15 protein-coding genes, 1 pseudogene and 1 riboswitch are annotated in these 20,613 nt (G+C 72.1%); of the genes and pseudogenes, 11 read left to right on the top strand and 5 right to left on the bottom strand.

All coding sequences use genetic code 11. The annotated features are described in order from the left end of the window. Window positions 1–56: 56 nt before the first annotated feature. Together ACZ4M3_RS24255 and ACZ4M3_RS24250 are read left to right on the top strand one after the other, a co-directional pair. Window positions 57–1,208: a citrate synthase/methylcitrate synthase gene (locus ACZ4M3_RS24255; protein WP_467735881.1), complete on the top strand. Its 1,152-nt coding sequence runs from the start codon at window positions 57–59 to the stop codon at window positions 1,206–1,208. Between the two features lie 14 nt (window positions 1,209–1,222). Next, on the top strand, window positions 1,223–2,374 hold the full coding sequence (locus tag ACZ4M3_RS24250) for a CobW family GTP-binding protein (RefSeq protein ID WP_467735879.1): 1,152 nt from the start codon (window positions 1,223–1,225) through the stop codon (window positions 2,372–2,374). Here ACZ4M3_RS24250 and ACZ4M3_RS24245 read toward each other — a convergent pair. The 3 genes and pseudogenes from ACZ4M3_RS24245 to ACZ4M3_RS24235 form a co-directional block, all read right to left on the bottom strand. Further along, window positions 2,371–2,966: pseudogene (locus ACZ4M3_RS24245) on the bottom strand (helix-turn-helix domain-containing protein). The gene ACZ4M3_RS24250 and the pseudogene ACZ4M3_RS24245 overlap by 4 nt on opposite strands. A gap of 43 nt (window positions 2,967–3,009) precedes the next feature. Beyond that, on the bottom strand, window positions 3,010–5,163 hold the full coding sequence (locus ACZ4M3_RS24240; protein ID WP_467735877.1) for a restriction endonuclease: 2,154 nt from the start codon (window positions 5,161–5,163) through the stop codon (window positions 3,010–3,012). 99 nt (window positions 5,164–5,262) lie between these two features. Continuing rightward, complete coding sequence (locus tag ACZ4M3_RS24235; protein ID WP_467735875.1) at window positions 5,263–7,719, bottom strand: DNA gyrase/topoisomerase IV subunit A; 2,457 nt, start codon at window positions 7,717–7,719, stop codon at window positions 5,263–5,265. A 274-nt stretch (window positions 7,720–7,993) separates the two neighbouring features. On the opposite strand from ACZ4M3_RS24235, the gene ACZ4M3_RS24230 reads away from it, so the two are divergent. The 4 genes from ACZ4M3_RS24230 to ACZ4M3_RS24215 all read left to right on the top strand — a co-directional run bounded on the left by ACZ4M3_RS24230 (window position 7,994) and on the right by ACZ4M3_RS24215 (window position 12,768). Then, a complete protein-coding gene (locus tag ACZ4M3_RS24230) occupies window positions 7,994–9,340 on the top strand; it encodes a M16 family metallopeptidase (RefSeq protein ID WP_467735873.1) in 1,347 nt (448 codons plus the stop codon). A gap of 20 nt (window positions 9,341–9,360) precedes the next feature. Next, window positions 9,361–10,728, top strand: a complete 1,368-nt coding sequence (locus ACZ4M3_RS24225; RefSeq protein WP_467736047.1) for a M16 family metallopeptidase — start codon at window positions 9,361–9,363, stop codon at window positions 10,726–10,728. A gap of 199 nt (window positions 10,729–10,927) precedes the next feature. Further along, window positions 10,928–11,086, top strand: a riboswitch (cyclic di-AMP (ydaO/yuaA leader). 12 nt (window positions 11,087–11,098) lie between these two features. Further along, on the top strand, window positions 11,099–11,896 hold the full coding sequence (locus ACZ4M3_RS24220) for a M23 family metallopeptidase (RefSeq protein WP_467735871.1): 798 nt from the start codon (window positions 11,099–11,101) through the stop codon (window positions 11,894–11,896). A 206-nt stretch (window positions 11,897–12,102) separates the two neighbouring features. Continuing rightward, window positions 12,103–12,768: a GntR family transcriptional regulator gene (locus tag ACZ4M3_RS24215; protein ID WP_467735869.1), complete on the top strand. Its 666-nt coding sequence runs from the start codon at window positions 12,103–12,105 to the stop codon at window positions 12,766–12,768. Between the two features lie 232 nt (window positions 12,769–13,000). Here the strand turns inward: ACZ4M3_RS24215 and ACZ4M3_RS24210 are convergent, their stop codons facing one another. After that, window positions 13,001–13,282, bottom strand: coding sequence for an HPr family phosphocarrier protein (locus tag ACZ4M3_RS24210; protein WP_079430157.1), 282 nt, complete (start codon window positions 13,280–13,282; stop codon window positions 13,001–13,003). Window positions 13,283–13,466: 184 nt separating this feature from the next. Between ACZ4M3_RS24210 and ACZ4M3_RS24205 the strand changes: the two genes are divergently transcribed. Genes ACZ4M3_RS24205 through ACZ4M3_RS24185 form a run of 5 tightly spaced genes read left to right on the top strand, consistent with a single transcriptional unit; the run spans window position 13,467 to window position 19,639 of the window. Next, window positions 13,467–16,241 carry a bifunctional acetate--CoA ligase family protein/GNAT family N-acetyltransferase gene (locus tag ACZ4M3_RS24205; RefSeq protein WP_467735867.1) on the top strand — a complete coding sequence of 925 codons (2,775 nt, stop codon included), beginning with the start codon at window positions 13,467–13,469 and terminating at the stop codon, window positions 16,239–16,241. A 40-nt stretch (window positions 16,242–16,281) separates the two neighbouring features. Continuing rightward, window positions 16,282–16,875, top strand: a complete 594-nt coding sequence (locus ACZ4M3_RS24200; protein ID WP_361131386.1) for a DUF5998 family protein — start codon at window positions 16,282–16,284, stop codon at window positions 16,873–16,875. Beyond that, window positions 16,875–18,077 (top strand): alkaline phosphatase family protein, encoded by a 1,203-nt coding sequence (locus ACZ4M3_RS24195; protein WP_467735865.1) that lies wholly within the window; start codon window positions 16,875–16,877, stop codon window positions 18,075–18,077. Before ACZ4M3_RS24200 ends, ACZ4M3_RS24195 begins: the two co-directional genes overlap by 1 nt. Before the next feature lie 55 nt (window positions 18,078–18,132). Further along, entirely contained in the window at window positions 18,133–18,783 is a 651-nt protein-coding gene (locus ACZ4M3_RS24190; RefSeq protein ID WP_467735863.1) for a thymidine kinase, read from the top strand. A 58-nt stretch (window positions 18,784–18,841) separates the two neighbouring features. Then, window positions 18,842–19,639 (top strand): hypothetical protein, encoded by a 798-nt coding sequence (locus tag ACZ4M3_RS24185; RefSeq protein WP_467735861.1) that lies wholly within the window; start codon window positions 18,842–18,844, stop codon window positions 19,637–19,639. On the opposite strand, the gene ACZ4M3_RS24180 is transcribed toward ACZ4M3_RS24185, so the two are convergent. Continuing rightward, entirely contained in the window at window positions 19,636–20,430 is a 795-nt protein-coding gene (locus tag ACZ4M3_RS24180) for a VOC family protein (protein WP_467735858.1), read from the bottom strand. The genes ACZ4M3_RS24185 and ACZ4M3_RS24180 overlap by 4 nt on opposite strands. Window positions 20,431–20,613: the final 183 nt, after the last annotated feature.

Genomic DNA, 20,613 nt, shown 5'->3' with positions numbered 1-20,613 from the left:
ATATGTTGAGTCAATCAATATTGACAAGGATTGAATCCATACTGGATGGTCGATCCATGAACCTCACTGTCGAAGTACCCCGCGGACTGGCGGGAGTCGTGGTCACCGAGACGCAGCTCGGGGACGTCCGGGGCCTCGAAGGCTTCTACCACTACCGTCAGTACTCGGCCGTCGAGCTCGCCGCGAGCCGCAGCTTCGAGGACGTCTGGCAGCTGATGTTCCGGGGCGCCCTGCCCGCGGACGCCGCCGAACGCGCCGCCTTCGCCGCCGAGATCGCCCCGCTGCGCCACCTCCCCGCCGAAGTGCGCGACGCCCTGCCCGCCCTCGCCCGCGCCACCGCCCTGTCCGGCCCGCTCGCCGGTCTGCGTACGGCGCTCTCCCTGCTCGGCGCCTCCGCCGGCTTCCGGCCCGTCTACGACCTGAGCCCCGACCGCCGCGCCGCCGACGCGCTCGCCGCCTGCGCCGCGGTGCCGACCCTGCTCACCGCGCTGCACCGGCTGGGGCAGGGCCTGGAGCCGGTGGGCCCGCGCGACGACCTCCCGTACGCCGCCAACTACCTCTACATGCTCACCGGCCGGGAGCCCGAGCCCGCCAAGGCCCGCGCGGTCGAGCAGTACCTGATCTCCACGATCGACCACGGCTTCAACGCCTCCACCTTCACCGCCCGCGTCATCGCCTCCACCGGCGCCGACGTCGCGGCCTGTCTGACCGGGGCGATCGGCGCGCTCTCCGGCCCGCTGCACGGCGGCGCCCCGAGCCGGGCCCTGGACACCCTCGACGCGATCGGCACGGCGGACCGGATCGATCCCTGGATCCGTGAACGCGTGCTCGCCGGGGACCGGATCATGGGCTTCGGCCACCCCGTGTACCGCACCGAGGACCCGCGCTCCCGGATGCTGCGGGACATCGCCCGGCAGTTCGGCGGGCCGCTGGTGGACTTCGCCGTGGAGGTCGAACGGCACGTGGAGGAGATCCTCGCCGAACTCAAGCCGGGCCGTGAGCTGCACACCAACGTGGAGTTCTACGCGGGCGTGGTCATGGAGCTGTGCGGACTGCCGCGAGAGATGTTCACCCCGACGTTCTGCGCGGCCCGCGTCGTCGGCTGGAGCGCGAACGTCCTCGAACAGGCCGCCGACTCGAAGATCATCCGCCCCGCCGCCCGCTACAGCGGACCCACCCCGCCGCAGCCGGTACCCGCGCTCGGCTGACTACGATCGGCCGGGTGCACCCGACATCACCGACCAGCAGGCAGCCCGACCGCAGCGCGTCCACCATCCCCGTCGTGGTCCTCGCCGGATTCCTGGGATCCGGCAAGACCACCCTGCTCAACCATCTCCTCGCCCACCGCGGCGGCACGCGCGTCGGAGTCGTCGTCAACGACTTCGGCACGATCGAGATCGACGCGATGGCGGTCGCCGGGCAGCTCGGCGACTCGATGGTCTCCCTCGGCGGCGGCTGCTTGTGCTGCGCGGTCGACGGGAGCGAGCTCGACGCGTACCTGGAGAAGCTCTCCGCGCCCGCCCACCGGATCGACGTCATCGTCATCGAAGCGAGCGGCCTGGCCGAACCGCAGGAACTCATCCGGATGCTGATGGCCAGCGAGAACCCCGCGATCCGGTACGGCGGGACGGTGCAGGTCGTGGATGCGGCGGAGTTCGACGCGACGCGGGCCGGGCATCCGGAGACCGACCGCCACCTCGGGGTCGCGGACCTGGTGGTCCTGAACAAGACCGACCGGATCGACGCCGCCGAGCGGTCGCGCATCGAGGCGGAACTCGGCACGCTCTGCGCGCCCGGCACCCCCGTGGTGGCCGTCGACCACGGGCGCATCGACCCCGAGCTGCTCTTCGACCGCCGTCCCTGGACCGAGCCGCGGGGACAGCTCTCCTTCGAGGACCTGCTGGCCGGGGAGGCTGCGGACGAGGACGGCCACGCCGGTCATGTCCACGCCCGGTACGAGAGCGAGCAGTTCGTGTCCGAGCAGGCGCTGAACCCGCGCCGGTTCATCGACTTCCTCGACCGCCGCCCGGCCGGTGTCTACCGGATCAAGGGCTTCGTCTACTTCGGCGTCCCCGGGCACGAGGAACGCTACGAGGTCCAGGCGGTGGGCCGCTTCCTCCGCTTCGCCACCGCCCCCTGGGGGCGGGGCGAGGCGCGGCTGACCCAACTGGTCCTGATCGGCTCCGCCATGGACGGCGCCGGCCTGCTCCGCGAACTGGAGGCCTGCCGCGAGTCGGAGCCGCGGCAGGTGAGCCCCGAGAGCATGTGGGGAATCCTGCGGTACGTCGCCCGGCCCGTGCGGGACGAGGAAGCGGAGGCCGCGGCGGGTGAAACCCCCACCGAGGCGGGGGAGTGGGGCGCGGACCGACCCTAGTCTTCTGAGTCGGGAATTCTGTTCAGACAGCTGGCGAGGCGTTCGAGGATCTCGTCTGCGGTCCTGGTCCAGACGTAGGGCTTGGGGTCGGTGTTCCAAGCGGCGGTCCAGTCGCGGATGTCCTTCTCGAGGGCCTGGACGGACTTGTGGACGCCTCGCCGTATCTGCTCGTTGGTGAGCTCGGCGAACAGGGTGGTCGTGCCGGCGCGGACGTAATCGTGGACCTTGTCGACGAAGTGGGGATCGGTCGACAGCTTGAACGTCTCCGACCGGTGCGGCTGCACGCCGAACGCCCGCCAGATCCGTGAGCCGAGGACTGGGACAGGCCCGGTTCCTTCGCCATCGACCGCGTCGACCAGTGCGTTGCGTTCTTCGGCGTGGACTCCAATGTCCTGGTGACCACCGCGGCCGCCTGCTCATCCATCACCGAACTGGGCCCGCCGGAACGCGGCATGTCCCCCAGGCCCGCGATCCGATACTCCACGAAACGGGCCCGCCTGCGGCGTGGAACGACGCCGCTCCACCGCTCCGGTGCGGCCCGTTCCTCGTCCCAGAGCGTCAACTCGGCCTGCGGCTGCCCCATCCGCGCCATAGACCAAACCTACGCATCTGGACAGACCTCAAGACGCGGAAGACTAGGCGACCTCAATGCCGAACTCGCCCAGCAGGTCTTCCAGGCCGCCCCGGTAGCCCTTGCCGCCGATCACGAACTTCCAGTCGCCGCCCGGGCGGCGGCGGAAGGAGCCGAGCACCAGGGCGGTCTCGCCGGGCCGGCCGTCGGAGACCTCCAGCTGGTCGAGCTCCTGCCCGGCGGAGTCGAGGAGCCGGATACGGGCGTCGGTGAAGCCGGCGAGATCGGCGTCCGGATCGACCTCCGGGTCGATCGCGGCGACGAGCACGAGACGGTCGGCGCGCGCCGGCAGGCCGTCGAAGTCGACCTCCACGGCGGCCTTGTCCGGAGCGGTGTGCGCCCCCGACCGGACGGAACCGTCCGGGGTGCGGGGGTTGTTGAAGAAGACGAAGTGGTCCTCGCTCAGCACCCGGCCGCCCTCGCAGACCAGTGCGCAGACGTCCAGCGCGACGGCGCCCGACCAGGACATGCCGAGGACGTTGTACGCGGCCGGGTCGGATGCCGGAGGTGGCGTGGCAGCGGTCGCGGCCGGGGACGCCGCGGCGCGGTCGGCGGCGGCAGCTCCGGCCGCTCCCGCCGCCCCCGCAGTTCCCGTCGGCCGGCCGCCGTCGCCCAGGCGCCCGCGCAGCCCGTGCTGGTGCAGCAGCGCCACGAGTTCGGTCCCGGGAACCAACTCCAGCGGCTTGCCGTTGGCAAAGGTGTACGACCCCGGCCCGAAGGACGCGGTGGTGACCAGCACCCCCTTGTTCGCCCCCCTGTCCTGGACCGTGCCGTACAGGTCCCGCACCGCCGTCGGCGGGACCGTGTTCCGGTAGCGCTTGACCTGGACGACGATCCGCCCGCCCCGGATCGGCGCCGGGTCCAGCGCCTCCACGTCCACGCCGCCGTCGCCCGACCGCTGCGTGGTCACCGCCTCCATGCCCATCGCCCGGAACAACTCCGCGACCAGGTTCTCGAAGGCGATCGGGTCCATCGTGAACAGGTCCGGCTCCTCCTCACCGCCGTCCGCGTGCCCGCCGTGGCTGACCACGCCACCGACCTCGCCGGGCCGGCGCCCCGGCCGTACCGCTGCCGGCTGGTCCGGGCGGGCCGACAGCAGCCCGCCCAGGCCGTCGAGCAGGCAGTCCACCGCGCTCACCTGCTCCAGGCGCAGCCCGGCGAAGGCCTCGCGCTCGGCCCGCACGGTGGCCAGGACGATCTGCGCCTCCCGTCCCGTCACCGGGTCGTGGTCGTCCACGAACCCGTTGACCACCACCGAGTCCAGTGCGCCGAACTCGTCCGCCGCGTACAGCTCGCGCAGCACCAGCAGCACGCACTGGGCCAGCAGATCCCGGTACAGCGCCCGCCGCTGGGTGGCGGGGCGGGCCGTCTCCTTGTCCTGGTCCGTGCTCGGCACGTACCGGACGGATTTGGTCTCCGGAACCACCTCGTAGCGCGGCAACTCCCAGTCCAGCACCAGCTGGCGGGCAGCGCGGTCGTACGCGGCGGACACCTGCCGGGGCAGGTTCTCGGGCCAGGCCGAGGAGGCGTACAGCGCCGCGGAGAAGTACTCGACCGCGGCCTCGGCGTCGCGGGAGCGCAGCCTTCCGGCCAGCTCGTCCAACCCGCGGTTGTGGGCACGGATCCCGGCGAGCTGCTCGGCCGCCCACCGGTCGTACTGCTGCCGGTTCTCAGCGAGCTGCTGTTGGCGCCGCGTTTCCGCCGCTTGAGCCTTCTGCCGGGCCCGCGTGTACTGGGCCTGCTCCTCGCGCTCCGCCTGCACCCGCCGATAGGAACCCAGCGCCATGCCGCTGCTTTGCTGCTGGAACTGCTCGATGCGGGGTATCGCCACCGGCTTGGCCAGGGGGCCGGGACGGAACGGTTCGAGCACCTCGCTCCGCACCAGCGAGGCCATCCGGAACGGCGTCGCTCGGCAGCCCGTGGCCAACAAATTCTGCAGCGCCGCGACCTCGGCATCGAGGGCCTCCGTGCGGCGTCGCGCCTCGACTTCGCGATGCTGCCGATAGGCGGCCTGCTGTTCGCGCTCGCCCCGGCTTACGTCCCGATCCCATGCTCGTCGGCGGCGCTCCGCCTCGCGCTGCTGGATCAACAGCGTCTGCTGCTGCCTGCGCTGAGCCTCGGCCCAGTCGCCGATCATCCCACCCGACTGACGGCTCATCAGCATTCCCCCGCCCCCACCCCAAGCCCAACGGGAAAACACTAGTCGGCATTCGGGTGGTACGTCCCCCCTCCGTACCACCCGAACCGACTGCTCCCGTTACAGCGCGGCCCCCGCCAGCGCCACGGCCGGGGCGGGCAGCGCCGTGCCCGAGCCGTCCCGGCGCGGGTCGACGGCCGGCAGTTCGGCCGGCGCGCCGCCGGCCGTCGCCGCGCGGACCGGGGCGTTGCCCGCCCAGGCCAGCGTCAGTACGTCCTCGCCCTTGAGGAACCGCTGGCAGCGCACGCCGCCGGTGGCCCTGCCCTTGCGCGGGTACTGGTCGAACGGGGTCAGCTTCCCGGACAGCACCGAATCGTCGAGCGTGCCGTGGGAGCCCGCCACCGTGAACACCATGGCTTCGCGCCCCGGGTCCACGGCCGAGAAGTGGATCACCTTGGCGCCCTCGGCGAGCTTGATGCCCGCCATACCGCCCGCCGGGCGGCCCTGCGGACGTACCTGGGCCGCCGGGTAGCGCAGCAGCTGGGCGTCGTCGGTGATGAAGACCAGGTCCTCCTCACCGGTACGCAGCTCGACCGCGCCGACGATCCGGTCGCCCTCCTTGAGGGTGATGACCTCCAGCTCCTCCTTGTTCGCCGGATAGTCCGGCACGACCCGCTTGACCACGCCCTGCTCGGTGCCCAGCGCCAGGCCCTGGGAGGACTCGTCCAGCGAGAGCAGGCAGACCACCTGCTCGTCCGGCTCCAGGCCCGACAGGAACTCGGTGACCGGGGCGCCGCCCGCCAGGTTCGGCGCGGTGTGGGTGTCCGGCAGCTGCGGCAGGTCGATCACCGACAGCCGCAGCAGCCGCCCGGAGGAGGTGACCACGCCGACCTCGGCCCGGGCCGTCGCGGTGACCTGCGAGACGATCAGGTCGTGCTTGGCGCGGGGGCCGCCCTCCTCCATCGGCAGCGGTTCGGCGGTCACCGTCCGCGCGAGCAGGCCGGTCGAGGACAGCAGTACCCGGCAGGGGTCGTCCGCGACTTCCAGCGGAACCGCCCCGACGGCCGTGGCCCCCGACTCCAGCAGGACCGTACGCCGCTCGGTGGAGAACTTCTTCGCAACCGCGGCCAGTTCCGCGGAGACGAGCTTGCGCAGCTCGCTGTCGGACTCCAGGATCCCGGTCAGCTCGTCGATCTCCCCGGTCAGCCGGTCGCGCTCGGACTCCAGCTCGATCCGGTCGAAGCGGGTGAGCCGGCGCAGCGGGGTGTCCAGGATGTACTGGGTCTGGATCTCGCTCAGGGAGAAGCGCTCGATCAGCCGCTCCTTGGCCTGCGCGGAGTTGTCGCTGTCCCGGATGATCCGGATGACCTCGTCGATGTCGATGAGGGCCACCAGCAGGCCCTCGACCAGGTGCAGGCGGTCGCGCCGCTTGCCCCGGCGGAACTCGCTGCGCCGCCGTACGACCTCGAAGCGGTGGTCGAGGTAGACCTCCAGCAGCTCCTTGAGGCCGAGGGTCAGCGGCTGCCCGTCGACCAGCGCGACGTTGTTGATGCCGAAGGACTCCTCCATCGGCGTCAGCTTGTAGAGCTGTTCCAGCACGGCCTCCGGGTGGAAACCGTTCTTGATCTCGATGACCAGGCGCAGGCCGTGCGAGCGGTCGGTGAGGTCCTTGACGTCGGCGATGCCCTGGAGCTTCTTCGAACCGACCAGGTCCTTGATCTTCGCGATGACCTTCTCGGGTCCGACCGTGAAGGGCAGTTCGGTGACGACCAGGCCCTTGCGGCGGGCCGTCACGTTCTCCACGGCCACCGTCGCGCGGATCTTGAACGTCCCGCGGCCGCTCTCGTAGGCGTCCTTGATGCCGGACAGGCCCACGATCCGGCCGCCGGTCGGCAGGTCGGGGCCCGGCACGAAGCGCATCAGCGCCTCCAGGTCCGCCTGCGGGTAGCGGATCAAGTGCCGGGCGGCCGCGATGACCTCGCCGAGGTTGTGCGGCGGCATGTTCGTGGCCATCCCGACCGCGATCCCGGAGGCGCCGTTGACCAGCAGGTTCGGGTAGGCGGCGGGCAGCGCCACCGGTTCCCGCTCCTGGCCGTCGTAATTGGCGCTGAAGTCGACGGTGTCCTCGTCGATCGACTCCGTCATCAGTGACGTGGCGTCGGCCATCTTGCACTCGGTGTAACGCATGGCGGCCGGCGGGTCGTCGTTGCCGAGCGACCCGAAGTTGCCGTGCCCGTCGACGAGCGGCAGCCGCATCGAGAAGGGCTGCGCCATGCGCACGAGGGCGTCGTAGATCGACGCGTCACCGTGCGGGTGCAGCTTGCCCATGACCTCGCCCACGACGCGGGCGCACTTCACGTACCCGCGGTCGGGGCGCAGGCCCATCTCGTTCATCTGGTAGACGATGCGGCGGTGCACCGGCTTCATGCCGTCACGGGCGTCCGGCAGGGCGCGGGAGTAGATCACCGAGTACGCGTACTCGAGGAAGGAGCCCTGCATTTCGTCGACGACGTCGATGTCGAGGATCTTCTCCTCGAAATCCTCCGGCGGCGGGGTCTTCGTGCTGCGGCGGGCCATCGCTGCGCGGCTCCTTAACCAAGAAAGGGTGTACTCGGGGTCTGACGGTCTGGTCTGGCGGTGATGGGGTCTGTCGGGGTCTGCGTCGTTCGGGTCCGGTGGTGTCGCGGACCATTGTGGCCCGTGGCACCGACATCGCCGACTCCGACCCTGGGGGTCCCCCGGACGGAGCTCCGGGAGAGGACCCGGGAACTTCTCCGGTCGCCGACGCGCTTGCATACAGTGGCAGGTCTGACAGAAATCTCTGCATCGCGATCGAAGGGACCACATGCCCATGGGTCACACGGCCACAGCTCAGGCCGGCTCCGGCGGCCTGACAGCGACCGAGCACCGGCTGGCCAACGGCCTGCGCGTGGTGCTTTCCGAGGATCACCTGACTCCGGTCGCCGCCGTCTGCCTCTGGTACGACGTCGGCTCCCGCCACGAAGTCAAGGGGCGCACCGGTCTGGCTCACCTCTTCGAGCACCTGATGTTCCAGGGCTCGGCGAGCGTACCGGGCAACGGGCACTTCGAGCTCGTCCAGGGCGCCGGCGGTTCGCTCAACGGCACCACCAGCTTCGAGCGCACCAACTACTTCGAGACGATGCCCGCCCACCAGCTGGAGCTCGCGCTGTGGCTGGAGGCGGACCGCATGGGCTCGCTGCTGGCCGCCCTGGACGAGGAGTCCATGGAGAACCAGCGCGACGTCGTCAAGAACGAGCGCCGCCAGCGGTACGACAACGTCCCGTACGGCACGGCGTTCGAGAAGCTGACCGCCCTCGCCTACCCGGAGGGCCACCCGTACCACCACACCCCCATCGGCTCGATGGCCGACCTGGACGCCGCGTCCCTGGAGGACGCCCGCGCGTTCTTCCGTACGTACTACGCGCCGAACAACGCCGTCCTGTCGGTCGTCGGCGACATCGACCCCGAGCAGACGCTCGCCTGGGTCGAGAAGTACTTCGGCACCATCCCCGCCCACGACGGCAAGCAGCCGCCGCGCGACGGCTCGCTGCCCGAGATCATGGGCGGCCAGCTCCGCGAGGAGATCGTCGAGGAGGTCCCGGCCCGCGCGCTGATGGCCGCCTACCGGCTGCCGCACGACGGCACCCGGGAGTGCGACGCCGCCGACGTGGCGCTGACCGTCCTGGGCGGTGGCGAGTCCTCCCGCCTCCACAACCGGCTGGTCCGGCGCGACCAGAGCGCCGTCGCGGCGGGCTTCGGCCTGCTGCGCCTCGCCGGCGCGCCCTCCCTGGGCTGGCTGGACGTGAAGACCTCCAGCGGGGTCGAGGTGCCCGCCATCGAGGCGGCCGTGGACGAGGAACTCGCGCGGTTCGCCGCCGAGGGCCCCACGGCCGAGGAGATGGAGCGCGCCCAGGCGCAGCTGGAGCGCGAGTGGCTGGACCGGCTGAGCACGGTGGCCGGCCGAGCCGACGAACTGTGCCGGTTCGCCGTCCTGTTCGGCGACCCGCAGCTCGCCCTGACCGCGGTCGGGCGCGTCCTCGACATCACCGCCGAGGAAGTGCAGGCCGTCGCCGCGGCGCGGCTGCGCCCCGACAACCGCGCGGTGCTCGTGTACGAGCCGCTCACTGCGGAGTCCGACGAGACCGACGAGACCGAGAACGAAGGGGCGGAGCAGTGAGCGACACCGCAGCCGTCACGATGACCCTCCACCCGCAGCCGCAGGCCGGCGAGGCCAAGCCGTGGGCCTTCCCGGCCCCCGAGCGCGGGGCGCTGCCCAACGGCCTGACCCTGCTGCGCTGCCACCGCCCGGGCCAGCAGGTCATTGCCGTGGAGATCAACCTCGCCGCCCCGCTGGACGCGGAGCCCGAGGGCCTGGACGGCGTGGCCACCATCATGGCCCGAGCCCTGTCGGAGGGCACCGACAAGCACTCCGCCGAGGAGTTCGCCGCCGAGCTGGAGCGCTGCGGCGCCACGCTCGACGCGCACGCCGACCACCCGGGCATCCGGGTCTCCCTGGAGGTCCCGGCCTCCCGTCTGGCGAAGGCCCTCGGGCTGGTCGCCGAGGCGCTGCGCGCCCCCGCCTTCGCGGACGGCGAGGTCGACCGCCTGGTGCGCAACCGGCTCGACGAGATCCCGCACGAGCTGGCCAACCCGCAGCGCCGGGCCGCGAAGGAGCTCTCCAAGGAGCTCTTCCCGGGGACCCTGCGGATGTCCCGGCCCCGCCAGGGCACCGAGGAGACGGTGGCCCGGATCGACTCCGCGGCCGTACGCGCCTTCTACGAGGCCCACGTGCGCCCCTCCACCGCCACCGCGGTGGTCGTCGGCGACCTGACCGGCATCGACCTCGACGCGGTCCTCGCGGACTCCCTGGGCAGTTGGAGCGGCGGCACCGCCGAGCCGCTGCCCGTGCCCCCGGTGACCGCCGACGACACCGGCCGCGTGATCATCGTGGACCGGCCGGGCGCGGTCCAGACGCAGCTGCTGATCGGCCGTATCGGCCCGGACCGGCACGACCGCGTGTGGGCGGCCCAGGTGCTCGGCACGTACTGCCTGGGCGGCACCCTCACCTCGCGCCTGGACAAGGTGCTGCGCGAGGAGAAGGGGTACACCTACGGGGTCCGCGCGTTCGGCCAGGTGCTGCGCTCGACCGCCGACGGCAGGGGCGCCTCGATGCTCGCCATCAGCGGCTCGGTGGACACCCCCAACACCGGCCCGGCGCTGGGCGACCTGTGGACGGTACTGCGCACCCTCGCGGAGGGCGGTCTGACCGACGCCGAACGGGACGTCGCGGTGCAGAACTTGGTGGGTGTGGCCCCGCTGAAGTTCGAGACCGCGGCCTCGGTCGCGGGCACCCTCGCAGACCAGGTCGAGCAGCAGCTCCCGGACGACTACCAGGCGAAGTTGTACGCGCAGCTCGCCGCGACCGGCACGGTGGAGGCGACTTCGGCGGTCGTCGCGGCGTTCCCGGTGGACCGGCTGGTCACGGTCCTGGTGGGTGACGCGGCGCAGATCGAGGAGCCCGTGCGGGCCCTCGGGATCGGTGCGGTCACCGTCGTCACCAACTGACGGGACATTCCACCTGATTGGTGCAGGGGACTCCGGTGGCTTGTCCGCCGGAGTCCCTTTTTGCCTGTTTGGTGGTGTGGTTGTTCGTATGTGGTGTGGCGTAGGTAACAAAAGCGCGCCTCTGTTTGGAGATTGACGGAAGATCCGCCTAGCGTCGGCCGTGCTGTCCGTCAGTTGTGCGCGCCGCACCCGCGGCACCGGACAGCGATCGCCGAGTCCCCGTCAGGCGCGAGCCTGGGGAGCCGGGGACCCACAAGTGTCCCTGGGGTGAATCGGACCACCTCGCAAGAGGGGCCCGTAGGAGACCTTCCTGCTCCGAACCCGTCAGCTAACCCGGTAGGCGAGAGGGAAGGAAAGGATCAAACCCTTCATGGCGTTTGGCAGTCGTGCCGCCGGTAAGCACCGTGGTTCAAGCCGTATGAGCCGCAAGACCGCCGGTTACGCCGGCATAGCCGCCCTCGCCACCACCGGCGTCGTCGGCACCCTGGCCGGTCCCGCGTTCGCCGCGGACAGGGCCGCGGCCCCCTCGATGGAGGACACCGGCCTCAGCGCCGTGGTCGTCGCCGACCAGCTCCAGAACGAGATCGAGACCCAGGCCGAGTCCCAGCACCGCGCCGCCGAGGTCGCCGCCGCCAAGGCACAGGCCGAGGCCGAGGCCAAGACGCGCGCCGCCGAGGCCAAGCGCCTCGCCGAGGCCAAGGCCAAGGCCGAGCGCGACGCCGCCGAGCGCGCGGCCCGCGAGGAGGAGCGCAAGCGCCTCAACACCTTCGTCGCCCCGATCGACGGCTCGTACGTCAGCACGCAGTACAAGGCGGGCGGCAGCATGTGGTCCTCCGGCAGCCACACGGGCATCGACTTCCACGCCGCCGAGGGCACCACCGTCCACGCCGTGGGCGCGGGCACCGTCGTCGAGGCGGGCTGGGGCGGCGCGTACGGCAACAACGTCGTCATCCGGCACAACGACGGCACCTACACCCAGTACGCGCACATGATTTCGCTGAACGTCTCCGCCGGCCAGCAGGTCACCGCCGGTCAGCAGATCGGCATCTCGGGCTCCACGGGCAACGCCAGCGGCCCGCACCTGCACTTCGAGGCCCGCACCGGCGCCACGTACGGTACGGACATCGACCCGGTGGCGTACCTGCGCTCGCACGGCGTCAACGTCTGACCGCACGCAGCGCACCGCTTCCGTCGAAGGCCCCGGCTCACCGAGCCGGGGCCTTCCACGTATCCTGCCGCGCCCTTCGGCCCACCGGGCAAATGTTTCGTATTTCCAGCCGTCCTCGGAAATATCCGTGTGCTGCAATAGAGTCGCAGTACGGCCGTGGCGGCAACGCCGGCCGTCGGCAGTCGGAATGAGAGCGGAGTCAGGTCTTGCGTATTCCTGCGCACGCGGTATGCACAGCAATTCGTGACGACATCGTCTCCGGGGTCTTCGAGCCGGGCGGCAGGCTGACCGAAGAGGTCCTCGCCCGCCGGTACGGAGTCTCGCGCGTCCCCGTCCGCGAGGCGCTGCGCACCCTGGAGGCGGAAGGGTTCGTCACCACCCGCCGGCACGCGGGGGCCTGTGTCGCCGAGCCCACCGACCAGGAGGCGGCGGACCTGCTGGAGCTGCGGGCGCTCCTGGAGCCGCTCGCCGCGGCCCGGGCCGCCCGCCGGCGCACCGAGGGCCACCTCAAGGTGCTGCGAGGTCTGGTCAGACTGGGCCAGGAACGGGCCAGGAGCGGCCGCGGAGAGGATCTGCGCGCCCTGGGCGGGTGGTTCCACGAGACGCTCGCGCAGGCCTCCGCCAGCCCCGGGCTGATCTCCGTGCTGACGCAGACCCGGCACAAGATCGCCTGGATGTACGTGGTGCAGGCACCGGCCCGGCCGGTCGACTCCTGGGCCGAGCACGGCGCGATCGTGGACGCGGTGGCGCGGGGCGACGTCGAGCGCGCCCGGGCGCTGACCGCGCTGCACGCCGACCGGGCGGCCGGATCCCACCGGCTGAGGGTGAGGACTTCGCAACCTGCCGTAAACATGGCGAGCGGCCGGCATTAACAAGGGCCGTATACAAAGTGGAGTGATATCCGGTCCGCCGTGCCGCCCGGCCGGGCACGGCCGGGAATTGCGCTGCGCCGTGCGTTTCTCATTCGCCGGTGGCCGAATGATTTCCGGTGGCCGGAATTCGGTGCGAGCGGCCGGCATTCCGGAAAAACAACGGAGCCGCGGCCCCCGGTCGACACGGGGGCCGCGGCTCCGCCGCGTACGGATGACCCGAAGGGCCCGGCGGTCAGACCGTCTCGGGGAGCTCCTCGAGGCCCTCGGCGACCAGCTTCGCGAGGCGGTCCAGCGCGGCCTCGGCGCCCTCGGCCTCGGACGCGAGGACGATCTCCTCGCCGCCCTGGGCGCCCAGGCCCAGAACCGCCAGCATGGAAGCGGCGTTGACGGGGTCGCCGCCGGCCTTCGCGATGGTCACCGGGACGCCGGAAGCGGTCGTCGCACGGACGAAGATCGAGGCGGGACGAGCGTGCAGGCCCTCGGCCCAGCCGACGTTGACGCGGCGCTCTGCCATGGTGATGCCCTTCAGGTTCTTACGGTTGTCTAGACCAGTCTCTCACGACACCCGGAATGCTCGGACCGACCTTCGGCCTCGATCCACCGCCGTTCGACCTTCCCCAGCTTGCACGTGTTCGCCCCGTTATGCCTCATGCGCCGCGCACGCGCCATTGCGGGGACGCGCCCCTTAGGGTGTGCCCATGACCACCGAGTCGGACCTCTCGTACCCGGCCCACTGGGAGGCGGACGTCGTCCTGCGCGACGGCGGCACCGCCCGTATCCGGCCCATCACCACGGATGACGCGGGACGGCTGGTCAGCTTCTACGAACAGGTCTCCGACGAGTCGAAGTACTACCGCTTCTTCGCGCCCTACCCCCGGCTCTCCGACCGCGACGTGCGCCGCTTCACGCACCACGACTACGTGGACCGGGTCGGCCTCGCCGCGACCATCGGCGGAGAGTTCATCGCCACCGTCCGCTACGACCGGATCGGCCCCGACGGCCGGCCCGCGTCCGCCCCCGCCGACGAGGCCGAGGTCGCCTTCCTGGTCCAGGACGCCCACCAGGGCCGCGGAGTGGCCTCCGCGCTCCTGGAACACATCGGCGCGGTGGCCCGCGAGCGGGGCGTCCGGCGGTTCGCCGCCGAGGTGCTGCCCGCCAACAGCAAGATGATCAAGGTGTTCACGGACGCCGGCTACCAGCAGAAGCGCAGCTTCGAGGACGGTTCCGTGCACCTCACCCTCGACCTGGAACCCACCGCCGAGTCGCTCGCCGTGCAGCGCGCCCGCGAACAGCGCGCCGAGGCCCGCTCCGTCCAGCGGCTGCTGGCACCCGGCTCGGTGGCGGTGATCGGAGTCAGCCGCTCCGGCGCCGGCGTCGGAGCGGCGGTGCTGCGCAACCTGCGCGACACCGGCTTCCACGGGCACCTCTACGCGGTCAACGAGTCGGCCGGCACCGACCTGCTGGACGGCGTACGCGCCTACCGCTCGCTCGCCGCCATCGGGGCCCCCGTCGACCTCGCGGTGATCGCCGTCCCGGCGCAGCGGGTGCCGGACGCCGTGGCGGCGTGCGGGGAGCACGGCGTACAGGGGCTGGTGGTGCTGTCGGCCGGATACGGGGAGAGCGGCCCCGCGGGACAGGAGCGCCAGCGCGACCTGCTGCGGCAGGTGCGGTCCTACGGGATGCGGCTGATCGGGCCGAACGCGTTCGGGGTGATCAACACCGCGCCCGACGTCGGACTCAACGCCTCGCTGGCCCCGGCACCGGCCACCGAGCGCGGCCGGATCGGCCTGTTCACCCAGTCCGGCGCGATCGGCATCGCCCTGCTGTCCGGGCTGCTGCGGCGGGGCGCGGGGCTGTCCTCGTTCGTCTCGGCGGGCAACCGCGCGGACGTCTCGGGCAACGACATCCTGCAGTACTGGTACGACGACGAAGCCACCGACGTGGCGCTCATGTACCTCGAAACCCTCGGCAACCCGCGCAAGTTCACCCGCCTCGCCCGCCGGACGGCCGCCGTCAAGCCGGTGGTCGTGGCCCGCGGCGGGCGGCACACCCCGGCCGGGCACGTCGTCCCCGGTACCCGGCTGCCCGAGGCGACCGTCTCGGCGCTGCTCGGGCAGGCCGGCGTCATCCGGGTCGACACGGTCACGGAGCTGGTCGACGTCGGCCTGCTGCTGGCCGGGCAGCCGCTGCCGGCCGGCCCGAGGGTGGCGATCCTCGGCAACTCCGAGTCGCTGGGGGTCCTCACGTACGACGCCTGCCTGACCGAGGGCCTGCGGCCGCTGGCACCGCTGGACCTGACGACGCTCGCCTCGCCGGACGACTTCCGCGCGGCCCTGACCGGGGCGCTGGCCTCGCCGGACAGCGACGCGGTGGTGGTGACGGCGATCCCGTGGGTGCGCGAGCAGGAACTGGCCGACGACCTGGCGGGTGCGCTGCGCGAGGCGGTGGCCGCCCGGCCCGGAAAGCCGGTGGCGGTGGTCCACGTAGAACTGGGCGCGCTGGCCGACGCCCTCTCCACGACCCCCCGCCCGCACGCCGCCCAGGCCACTGCCGAGCCCAAGACCGCCCCGGACCCCGCCACCGCCCGCGCCGCCGCGGGCCACGGGGCGATCCCCGCCTATCCCGCCGCCGAGCGGGCCGTCAAGGCCATCGCCGAGGCCGTGCGCTACGCCCAGTGGCGGCAGGCCAACGCCGACTCCGGCCAGGTCCCCGAGTTCGAGGACATCGACGAGGCCGGGGCCGCCGCCCAGCTCGCCGCGCTCCTCACGGGCGCCGCGCCCGACGCCGTCCTCACCCTCGCCGAGGCCGACGCCCGGGCCCTCCTCGGCCGGTACGGGATCCGCGTCCCCACCACCCTGCCCGCGCCCAGCGCCGACGCCGCCGCCCGGGCCGCCGACATCCTGGGCTACCCCGTGGCCCTGAAGACCACCGCCCCGCACCTGCGCCACCGCGCGGACCTCGGCGGCGTACGCCTCGACCTCACCACCGAGGCCGAACTGCGCCGCAGCTACGAGGAGCTCACCGAACTGCTCGGCAAGCCCCAGGAGCTGCTCCCGGTCGTCCAGGCGATGGTGCCCCGCGGCGTGGACACCGTCGTGCGCTCCGTCATCGACCCCGCCGCCGGAGCCGTCCTCTCCTTCGGGCTCGCCGGAGTCCCCTCCGAACTGCTCGGCGACACGGCCCACCGGCTCGTCCCGGCCACCGACCGTGACGTAGCCGGCCTGATCCGGTCCATCCGCGCCGCCCCCCTCCTGTTCGGCTGGCGCGGCAGCGACCCCGTCGACACCCCGGCCCTCGAAGAGCTCCTGCTGCGCGTGTCCCGGCTGGTCGACGACCACCCGGAGGTGGTCGGCGTGTCCCTGGAGCCCGTCGTGGTCGCCACCGAAGGGGCATCGGTACTGAGCGCCGCCGTCCGCGTGGCCCGTCCGCCCGCCCGCACCGACCTCGGACCGCGCACGCTGCCCAGCTACTAGGGCGGTCCAGGTCCCCCGGACGGGCCTTAGGATGGACCTCATGGCGAAATCCGGTACGACGACCCAGGGGCTGCGCGCGGCGATCGAGCGCAGCGGCTACTACCCGGCCCTCGTGGCCGAGGCCGTGGAGGCCGCGGTGGGCGGCGAGCCGATCTCGTCGTACCTGGTGCACCAGGAGACGACCTTCGACTCCAACGAGGTGCGCCGGCACGTCACCGTCCTCGTGCTCACCCACAACCGCTTCATCGTGAGCCACACCGACGAGCAGGCCGCGGACGCCGGGTCCCCGTCCCCGTACGCGACCACCTCCACCGAATCGGTCAAGCTCAGCAGCATCTCCTCGGTGGTGCTCAGCCGTGTCGTGGCGAACCCGGAGTCGTACACCCCCGGCACCCTGCCCCGTGAGGTCGTGCTGACCATCGGCTGGGGAGCCGTCTCGCGCATCGACCTGGAGCCCGCCGCCTGCGGCGACCCGAACTGCGACTCCGACCACGGCTACACCGGCAATTCCACCGCCGACGACCTCAGCCTGCGCGTCAGCGAGGCCGGCGACGGCCCGGAGACGGTCCGGCAGACCCTGGTCTTCGCCCAGGCGCTGTCCGAGGCGACCGCGGCCACGGCCGCCGCCCGCTGATGTCCTACTCCGCACCGTCGAACTGGGACGAGCCGGAGCTGCTGGACCTGGCCGGTGCGCCGGTGCCCCGGTACGGCACCGGCTCCCTCGCCGACCTGCTGCCGACCCTCGCGGCCGGCCAGGGCGTCCCCGGCCTCACCGCCGGGATCGCCGAGCTGGCCCCGGCCGACCGGAACTGCGTGTTCCTGGTCGACGGCATGGGCTGGGAGCAGCTCAAGGCGCACCCGCAGGAGGCCCCCTACCTGGCCTCCCTCCTCGCCGGCTCGCGCGGCGGCACCGGCCTGCCGATCACCGCGGGTTTCCCGGCGACCACCGCCACCTCACTGGCCTCCGTCGGCACCGGCCTGCCGCCGGCCCGGCACGGCCTGCCCGGCTACGCCGTGCGCAACCCGGCCTCCGGCGAACTGATGAACCAGCTCCGCTGGCAGCCGTGGACCCAGCCCAAGGCCTGGCAGCCGTACCCGACCGTCTTCCAGCTCGCCGACGCGGCCGGGGTGCACACCGCGCAGGTGTCCGCGCCCGCGTTCCAGTCCACCCCGCTCACGAAGATCGCCCTCAGCGGCGGCACCTTCCACGGCCGGATGACCGGCGAGGAGCGGATGGACCTCGCGGCGATCCAGCTCGCCGCCGGTGAGCGCTCGCTGGTCTACACGTACTACAGCGAGCTCGACGGCGCCGGCCACCGGCACGGCGTGGACTCCGACGCCTGGCGCGGCCAGCTGATGTACGTCGACCGGCTGGTGCAGCGGCTCGCCGAGCAACTGCCGCCGCGCACCGCGCTGTACGTGACCTCCGACCACGGCATGGTGGACGTCCCCTTCGACGAGGACTCCCGGATCGACTTCGACGACGACTGGGAGCTGGGCGCCGGCGTGGCCCTGCTCGGCGGCGAGGGCCGGGCACGGCACGTGTACGCGGTGCCGGGCGCGGAGGCCGACGTACTGACCGTCTGGCGCGAGGTGCTCGGGGACCGCTTCTGGGTCGCGAGCCGCGAAGAGGCGCTGGAACTGGGCTGGTTCGGTCCGCCGGGGGAGTGCGACGAGCGCGTGCTCGGCCGGATCGGCGACGTCGTCGCCGCCGCGCACGCCGATGTCGCGATCACCGCGAGCCGCAACGAGCCCAACGAGTCCGCGCTCGTCGGCATGCACGGCTCGATGACGGCGGCGGAGCAGCTGGTCCCCCTCCTCGAAGTCCGCACCTGACCCCGCCCCGCCCCGCCCGCCTCCCGACCACGACCCGAAAGGTCCCGTACTTCCCATGCCCGAGCTGGTGTTCTTCTCCGGAACGATGGACTGCGGAAAGAGCACCCTGGCTCTGCAAATCACCCACAACCGCTCGGCGCGCGGGCTGGTGGGCGTCATCTTCACCCGGGACGACCGGGCGGGCCAGGGCAAGCTGTCCTCCCGTCTCGGCCTGGTCACCGAGGCGGTCGAGGCGACCGAGGGCATGGACCTGTACGCGTACCTCGTGGACCAGCTCTCCAAGGGCGGCAAGGCCGACTACGTGATCGTGGACGAGGCCCAGTTCCTGGCCCCCGACCAGATCGACCAGCTGGCCCGGGTCGTGGACGACCTCGACATGGACGTCTTCGCGTTCGGCATCACCACCGACTTCCGCACCAAGCTCTTCCCCGGCTCCCAGCGCCTGATCGAGCTCGCCGACCGGATAGAACAGCTCCAGGTCGAGGCGCTGTGCTGGTGCGGGGCCCGCGCGACGCACAACGCCCGCACGGTGGGCGGTGAGATGGTCGTCGAGGGCGCCCAGGTCGTCGTCGGCGACGTCAACCGCCCCGCGGAGGAGATCGGTTACGAGGTCCTGTGCCGCCGCCACCACCGGCGCCGCATGACCTCCGCCTCCGCCCACGCCGGCGCCCTCTCCCCGGACGTCCTCCCGGTCAACCACGCCTGACGTCCGCCGGCGGTACGCCGATTCGCGTTCGTCCCCTGACGCACCGTCCTATGATGCGGTGATCATCATCGTCATGGGGGCGGAGCAGTTGAGTACCTATACGGGCAGGCCGGGGGCAGGGCAGCGGAACAGCGACCGGAACGGATGCGTCACCTTCCTGCTGCTGCCCTTCGTACTGGCGGGCCGGATCTACCGGCCCGGGCGGCCGGACCGGATCGTGGACGAGTCCATCGAGCGGGCCCAGATCGCCCGCACCGCCATCGGGCTCGTGGCCACCTGCTGGTTGCTCTTCGCCTATCCGCTGCGCGAGTCGGCCGGTTCGGTGCTCAGCAGCAAGGTCGATGAAGTCGTCATCAGCGCGGGCCTGTTGCTCGTCCTCGGACCGATCGCCCTCGCCGTGTTCGTGATGAGCGCCCGACCGCCCGGCCCCGCGTTCTACCGGCAGCGGCTGCGCGGACCGCTGACCGCGCTGGGCACGCTCTTCGGCACCGCGCTGCTGCTGTGGCTCGCCGTCACGCGGGGCACGGCCGGCTCGATGAGCCTGCTGGGCTTCGGTTCGGGGCTGCTGGGGCTGTTCCTGCTGCCGTTCGGCATGGCCTCGGCGGTGCTCTGCGTCCACCACGCCTTCCGCACCGGCGATGTCCACGAGGTGCTGCCGCCGCTGATCACTCCGGTACTGGTCTGGGCGATGTTCCTGTTGCAGCTGTTCGACGACGCGCCGGTGCTCGCGCCGCTGCCCGTACGGATCCTCTTCCTGATCGGGCCGCCCGCCTCGGTGACCGCGCTTTCGCTCTGGGAGCTGCGCAGGCTGCGGACGCGGTACGGGATCACCCTGCGCCTCGCGCTCGGCCGCTAGCCGGCCTGCGGCCAGGACCGTACGAGGGTGAACACCGCCCCCTCCGGGTCCGCGACCGTCGCCACCCGGCCGCTGAGCCGGTCGCGCGGCGGCTGGATGACGCGTCCGCCGAGTTCGGCGACCCGGTCGGCGGCCGCGTCGGGGTCCGCCACCTCGAAGTACGTCATCCAGTGCGAGCCCCGGTCGTGCGGCAGTGCGCGGCCCACACCGTGGACCGCGGCGACCGGACGGCCCTGGAGACGCAGGACGAGGTAGTCGAAGTCGGCCGAGTGGTCGGGGTGTTCCCGCGCCTCGTGACCGAAGACGTGCTCGTAGAACTTGCCGACGGTCGAGGTGTCCTGGGTCAGCAGCTCGTTCCAGACCGGGGTACCCGGATGTCCGTGCAGTCTGCCGCCGAGGTGGGCGCCGGCCTGCCAGATCCCGAAGATCGCCCCCAGCGGGTCGGAGCAGATGGCCAGCCGGCCGGCGTTGCCCGCGTCCAGCGGGCCCACCGCGACCGTGCCCCCGCAGGAGCGGATCGATTCGGCCGTGCAGTCGGCGTCGTCCGTCGCGAAGTACGTGGTCCAGGCGACCGGCAGGTGCCGGTCCGGGGGCATCTCGCCGATGCCGGCCACCTCCTCGCCGTCGAGCAGGGCGCGGACGTACGGCCCGAAGGGGACGGGGCCCGGGACGTACTCCCAGCCGAAGAGGTCGGCGTAGAAGTCCTCGGTGGTGCCGAGACCGTGGACCATGAGGCTCACCCAGCAGGGCGCGCCGGGCGGGCGCCTGGTTGTTTCCGCTGCCTCGGTCATGTCAGCCGTCTCCTCCGTCGTAGCCCTGCCCCCGTGTCGCGCTCCGATGCTTCCACTCCGCGGGGTCCGGCGCGGCTAGACCGGGCCGGACGGATCGCGGGTGGATGAGAGTTGACCGAATCGGTGCGGGCGGTCGCGGCGCGCTGCCGTCCGGTCTGCTGTCCGGGGCGGGGCGCGGGGAGG

The sequence above is a fragment of the Streptomyces sp. NPDC026522 genome, from assembly GCF_055567555.1.
Note: the sequence above shows the minus strand (reverse complement) of the source record. Positions and strands in the feature narration are given on the sequence as shown.